Below are 1,773 nucleotides of genomic sequence, written 5' to 3'. Positions count from 1 at the left end.
CGTAGTCGTCCGTCGCTCGTTCTGACTTAGAATTTTGCACAGGTCGAGACCTTCTGCGACTGCGCAGTGTAGACTACAACTTGGAACAGGTTGGATTTAAGGAGAAGTACATGCCGGTAGCTGGGCCGCCGCTATCTGCATCGGCGGATATGACAAACTTGCTTGGCGAGAGTTTGTCAGCAAACCCCGACGGCATCGCGCTTTTTGCGTTGGATGGAGCTCTAACTTGGCGAGAGATTGAGGCCGCCTGTACCCGGCTTGCTCGGAGTTATCTGAACCTGGGGTTGATGCCGGGGGACCGTGTGGCATCGATCATGCCGAACCGAGCAGCGCTGGTGATCCACTATCTGGCATGCATGCGAGCAGGTTTGGTGGCGATGCCGCTCAACTATCGGTATTCAGCTGCGGATATTGATTATGCGCTTCGTTTGGCAACTCCGGCCGCGCTTTTGGTGCATAGTGAGCGCGCCCATGATATTTCCGCGGTCACCGGCATATCGCAATTGCCTGTGGGGGTGATAGCCCATGAAGGCAAACTAGACGGCGCATTTGTCTTTGAGAACCTTATGGACACTGAATGTGAAGAAGCGCTGCCCAAAGTTCAGGCGGAAGCTCCGGCATTCATTTTTTTCACCTCCGGAACCACTGGTAAACCGAAAGGAGTAACGCATAGCCACGCCAGTATGGGGAGTATGGCGGCGAGCAATGCCCAAGGGTTGGGATTGGGCCCTCAGGACGTGGTGCTGCCAGCTTCGTGGATTTCTCATACCGCAGGGCTGCGGCTTACGTTCGCGGGGCTTTGGTCCGGTGCCAAAACGAATGTCGCACGGAGTTTTACCCCTGACGAGCTTTTGGGGTTGTTGCGAAAGACACGACCGACAGTTGCGCAAATCCTACCTGCGCCGTTGGCTTCATTGCTTACGGCGCCCGGCGCAGTACGAGAGGATTTTTCTTCTCTGAAAACGATGATGGCGGGAGGCGACAAACCCTCGCAAACGGTGGTCAAAGCGTTCGACGCGCTGGCTGGTGTGCCGATTGGATCATTCTACGGGATGACGGAGATGGGAACGTCGCATTCCAACACGCATGGAGGCGCTGAAAAGACTGGAGCGGTGGGACAGAACAATCCGGGATATGTCTCTGAGCTTCGCAATGAGGCCGGGGAGGAGGTCCCCGCAGGGGTTGATGGTCGGCACTGGGTGAAAAGTCCAAGCATGATGACCGAGTATTGGAAAAATTTGGAGGCAACTGCATCGGCCTTTCGGGACGGTTGGTTCGACACCGGTGATCTGATGCAGCGAGATGCGGATGGCTATTTTTGGTTCCGGGGGCGCCAGAAACAGATCATCGTGCATGATGGCTCGAATATCAGCCCGGCGGAGGTTGAAGATGCGTTAACACTGCATCCAGCCGTAGCGGCAGCAGTGGTGGTTGGGGTGCGCGACGAGATGCATGGCGAGGATGTTTGGGCATTCGTGAGTCTAGCCGAAGGCGTCGCATCAGTTAGCGCCAGTGAAGTAATTGACTTCGCGCGGGAGCGGATTGGTTACAAAGCGCCAGATGTAGTTAAGGTATTGAATACGCTTCCGTTAACAATGGGTGGCAAGCTTGATAGGATGGCGCTAAAACGATTGGCAGCAGAAGAAAGCGGTCCCGCGCATGTGATGTAAAACTCTAAATGGCCGGGGGCAGTCGCAGCCGATTCCCCGCTATTCTCTGCGGGAAAGATTGGGCGATGTCTTGGGTACCAAGCACCGAATGCTGCATCGTAAA

General features: G+C 55.4%; 1 protein-coding gene. It reads left to right on the top strand.

Annotated features, from left to right (window positions below; translation table 11 throughout):
- The first annotated feature begins 110 nt into the window (after window positions 1-110).
- Window positions 111-1,670, top strand: a complete 1,560-nt coding sequence (locus tag ACR0EZ_RS25855) for a class I adenylate-forming enzyme family protein (protein WP_480617705.1) — start codon at window positions 111-113, stop codon at window positions 1,668-1,670.
- Window positions 1,671-1,773 lie beyond the last annotated feature (103 nt).

The sequence above is a fragment of the Ruegeria sp. AK4 genome, assembly GCF_056541025.1.
The sequence above is the reverse complement of the archived record's forward strand: the minus strand, read 5'-3'. Positions and strand labels throughout refer to the sequence as shown.